Genomic DNA, 4,219 nt, shown 5'->3' on the forward strand with positions numbered 1-4,219 from the left:
TCATTTGATGCAAGTTTTGTTAAGATATATCTTGATTTTTGACAGTCATAGTTTGCTAATTCAGTAACGGCTTCGAGTCTGATTTTCCAATTGTCTTTTGTATTTGCTTTTGTTTTTAATTCCTCAATATTAGCTGGTTCTGTTTGGGTAATAGTCATAATGTTGTTGCCTCTTTCTATTTCGTGTCTTAAAGTCCATACTATAGCGTTTGATGGTCTTTTACAAGGTTATTTCGATTAAATCATTGTTTTCTTCTTGTTGCAATTCTTTTTATATCTTAAAAAGTAAGAAATGGTAAATTAACAATCTAAAACATTTGACATAAATACCAGCGGTATGTATTATACAAGATACATACCACTGGTATTTATGTGAGGTGAAATAGTTGGCAAGAAATAAATACCCTGAAGAAACAAGAAAGAAAATATTGGATGTGGCGGAAAAGTTATTTTTAGAAAAGGGTTATGATGGAACTTCTATTCAAGATATCGTAGATGGATTAGGAAATATGACAAAAGGGGTCATTTATCACCACTTTAAATCAAAATTTGCTATTTTAGAAACGATAATGGATGAAGCTGATGAACAACCTATTCTTGAACAACTCAGGGGAAGAAATGGATTAGAAAAATTACAAAATGTTTTAAAGGATTCTTTTAAATCTTATCGAAGACAATCAATCGGTTATGCTGTTGCTGTTGCTTTGAGGAGTCCTAGAATATTAGGAGAACAATATTTACAAGTCTTCCAAGAACTGGTTCCAGAAATGAAAAAAATAGTTGATGAAGGAGTCATGGATGGGTCAATTCAAACAGATTATCCAGAAGAGATTACGGAATTGCTTATGCTAACGATTAATTTATGGATCGGATTTCAACTGAGTCTTTTGTCAGAAGAGGAATTGCGCCGGAAAATTTTGTTCATTCAACAAATGTTTAATGGATTAGGTGTTCCTTTATTAACAGATGAAATTGTTCAAGATGCTTTTACATTGTTTACTGTTTTAAAAAAAAATAGCGATTAAAAAAGCTATTTTTTTTATAAAGATACATACCAGTGGTATCTATCTTTTGAATATACTATATTGGAGTACGAAAGGAAGATAAAAATGACAACTATTGTTGCTGTTCATCATTTGGAAAAGAATTATGGAAAAAAAGAGGTTTTGAAGAATTTTAGTTTGACCATTCAAAAAGGAGAAGTCTATGTGTTGCTTGGAAGAAATGGTGCTGGAAAATCAACACTATTTAAAATTCTAACAGGATTATCAAGAGCATCAAATGGCTCTATCACTATTCTAAATGAAGACAAGGATCTAGAAAAAGTAAAAATTAAAATAGGATCGAACATTAATGAGCCGGTCTTTTATGAACATTTAAGTGCCGTGGAAAATTTGAAAATTCACTGTGACTATATGGGATCTTCTAAAGAACGTATCCCCGAGTGGCTTAAAGTTGTCGGATTGGCAGTAGATAATGATCGACCTGTCAAAGAATACTCATTAGGTATGCGCCAAAGACTTGTTTTGGCAAGGTGTCTCGTTCATGACCCTGAGTTGATAATCATAGATGAACCACTAAATGGCCTTGACCCTAGAGGCATCAAACAATTTCGTGAACTGATTGAAGAACTTTCTTTGCTTGGCAAAACGATTATCATGTCGAGCCACATTTTAACAGAAGTGAAATCTGCCGCTACTCGAATTGGTGTGATTTTTGATGGAGAACTTGTTTTAGATGAGCGAAAGCTTGACTTGGTTGCAACACACCAAGATGGATTAGAAGACTTCTTAATCAGCAAAATGGAAGGGGAATATTAAAATGAAACTTATCGGATTGGAAATGAAAAAAATTGCATTAACCCCTTATCTGTTTACAAGCGTCCTAATTCCTTTAGCCGCTTTAGCTTTGATCGATCTATTAGCCTATGTGCCTCAAATTGATCCAAATATTTTAGCAACTGATCCAGAAATGGGAACATATGCATTTTTGTATGTTATTTCTTTCATTATAAATGTAACTGGATTTGCATGTATGAATACAGCTATGTTAGGAAAAGTCATCATGGAATCTTATAACGACAATTATATTCCTTTAACGCTAAGTTATCCTGTTTCTAGAAAGAAAGTCTTCTGGGCAAAGATCATTTTCTGTGAATTGTTTTGTGGAGTCGGAGTTTTTATTGGAGTATTATTAACCAATAGCTTATTCTTTGTGTCAGAATCTGTTTTTTCTTTAGTAAATGATACGTTATCTTTTACCATTATTATAAATCAGTTGCCACTCATGATTGTTTCTATTATGTTAGTTGTTAGCATCAGCCTGATCGCTCTAGCAATTGGCTGGTGGAGAAATTCATTGGCTTTAGCCATTGTTTCAGCTGTAGTTCTGTGTAGCATACTAAGCAATTTAGTTATGGTAGGTGGAGTTGAAGTGATTTTAGCAATTTCTGGTATCCTCTTTTTTATAGGTGTATTAGTAGTTTTAACGCTAACAAAAAAAGTGTTGCGATTAGAGGCTTAGTAATAAAAAGCATCAAAGAAACTGTGAATTATTCCAGTTCCTTTGATGCTTTTATTTTAAGTGAAATTTTAGTTAGTGTAATGGATCGCCTGTTCTTTTTCTAATTCATAAACAAATAAGTCAGTGCTATCTAAAGGAAGATTTTTCATAGATACAGCACATATTTGACTATTTTCATAAGTTTTATAATAATAAGTCTGTTCTTCAACGCTTACACAAGAAGAATATTGAGTGATTTCATAAATTCCTTCTGGTGCCATAGCGCCACCTCTTGGTTGTGCTACAAAATCTAAAATGTGGAAAAATTGAGAAACGTTCGCCTGTTCTGTTTTATCTGCCACAGAATTTAAACGAGCATATGCTGCACGAACAAATCTTGATGGAGAAGAAAGATCACCAGGAAGACCAATAGCCCCCATTCCTCGACTGTAAACAGCTAAATCAACCTTAGAACTTAAACGATTTTCTGGGATATTGGCTGTAAGATTCAAGTAATTGCTCATATTGTATTTGTGATATGGAAAAGAGGGATTATTGGTTAATACGCCAAATTGATTGTCATATACTTGTAATCCTTCAGCTGTTGATTCGACAACAATTGAGCTATCTTTATCTGATATTAACCAATGCAATGGCGATAACTGTAATTTTTCGCTAAAAGAAATATTGATTAGATTAATATCTTTTAATAACGTTTTAGCTTCTTGGACAGTAGCACATTTGCCTAATAAGTAAGGGATAAATTCAAAAGGGGTAATATTTTTTTTTCCTTTTTGCTCATCATGGTAGACTGCAAAACCATCAAAGTTTAATCCGCCCATTCCAAGGCCTTTTTCATTAACTGCATCAAAGTATAAAGGGTAATTATCTACTACCATAGCCATACCAATCAACGAATAGTGGGAAGTGAGCTCTTCTTCTTTACGTAACTTGAACTTGTAGTCTCTTGGTGTAACAACAACTTTGTTGTCTAGAGCATACTCCAAATCGAGATTTCTTCCAAAATAGAACGTGTCATTCGTGTAAGCTAAACCTGTGCACATAAAATATCCCTCCTAAATAGTTTAATACATCACTATAGTAAGAGTTATCTATTATTAAAACAACTATTTAGTAGTACTAATTTATATAGAAAAAAATATGCATTAAATTTCTTTCTAGGATAAAAGGTTATTAGTGTAGGGAATCAAAAAAATAGCTCGTATAATTTAAATTATTTTTTACAATTAGAGTGCGATTCTGCCAAAATAACAAGTGATTATATCTTTTTTTGGAGATTAATTGTAGAAATTATACAATTCTTAATCTGGATGCAGATTGACGTTAGCACAGTTTAATGTGAAACCGAAAAAAATAGTATGGTAAACTATAAGCATACTAGTGTTAGGAAGATTAGGTATTTTTAAAATGAATGAAGGAACCAAGAATCGCATTAAGCAAAGATATATGCGATAGCATTTCTTATTTTCAAAATAATAGGATAACAGAATGCAAAAAGGAGAACTGCAAGTGATGCAGTTCTCCTTTTTTGACCAATAATAATATTTAGTCAAACTCTTCTTTTAAGAGATCCATTCTTTCTTCAAAACTAACTTCTCTATGAATCTCATGTAACATCCATACATACCCAAAAGGATCTAAAAATTGGGCATTCGAAATACCAAAGTCATCCATTCTAGTAATGCCTTGAATTTCAG

4 protein-coding genes are annotated in these 4,219 nt (G+C 32.5%); 3 read left to right on the top strand and 1 reads right to left on the bottom strand.

Annotated features, from left to right (window positions below; all coding sequences use genetic code 11):
* The first annotated feature begins 385 nt into the window (after window positions 1-385).
* The 3 genes from ABS911_RS14480 (at window position 386) to ABS911_RS14490 (ending at window position 2,522) form a co-directional block, all read left to right on the top strand.
* Complete coding sequence (locus ABS911_RS14480; RefSeq protein ID WP_350468145.1) at window positions 386-1,024, top strand: TetR/AcrR family transcriptional regulator; 639 nt, start codon at window positions 386-388, stop codon at window positions 1,022-1,024.
* 84 nt (window positions 1,025-1,108) lie between these two features.
* A complete protein-coding gene (locus ABS911_RS14485) occupies window positions 1,109-1,819 on the top strand; it encodes an ABC transporter ATP-binding protein (RefSeq protein ID WP_023179351.1) in 711 nt (236 codons plus the stop codon).
* Window position 1,820: 1 nt separating this feature from the next.
* The gene (locus ABS911_RS14490) at window positions 1,821-2,522 is read left to right on the top strand and encodes a hypothetical protein (protein WP_350468146.1); all 702 of its coding nucleotides are present in this window, start codon (window positions 1,821-1,823) and stop codon (window positions 2,520-2,522) included.
* A gap of 68 nt (window positions 2,523-2,590) precedes the next feature.
* Here ABS911_RS14490 and bsh read toward each other — a convergent pair whose 3' ends face one another.
* Window positions 2,591-3,565 carry a choloylglycine hydrolase gene (gene bsh, locus ABS911_RS14495; protein ID WP_350468147.1) on the bottom strand — a complete coding sequence of 325 codons (975 nt, stop codon included), beginning with the start codon at window positions 3,563-3,565 and terminating at the stop codon, window positions 2,591-2,593.
* Between the last annotated feature and the right edge of the window lie 654 nt (window positions 3,566-4,219).

The sequence above is a fragment of the Carnobacterium sp. genome (assembly GCF_040274425.1).